The following is a 249-nucleotide window of genomic DNA, read 5'->3' on the forward strand; positions in this document are numbered from 1 at the left end:
CACACCATGCCCTCGCAAGATAAAATTGTAGAGTTTTGTCAGCTGTTAATGGATTACTTATCGGCTGGGCATTTCGAGGTGTACGAACAGATAGTTACTCAATGCGCCATTAATGGTACTGATAGTCGCAAACTGGCAGACTCGTTATACCCTAAAATTGCGCTTTCAACCGATCTTGCATTGGAATTTAATGATAAATATGCCGAGCATCTCAGTACCCGCAACAGCGGTGCTTTTGATATAGAGTTG

At 42.6% G+C, this 249-nt stretch carries 1 protein-coding gene; it reads left to right on the forward strand.

Going from position 1 to position 249, the window contains the following annotated elements; all coding sequences use genetic code 11:
• Positions 1–249: Rsd/AlgQ family anti-sigma factor (locus Q5762_RS39205; RefSeq protein WP_315897095.1), on the forward strand; the 249-nt coding region annotated here is incomplete at both ends.

Source organism: Streptomyces sp. P9(2023), assembly GCF_032436795.1.
GTDB lineage: Bacteria > Actinomycetota > Actinomycetes > Streptomycetales > Streptomycetaceae > Streptomyces.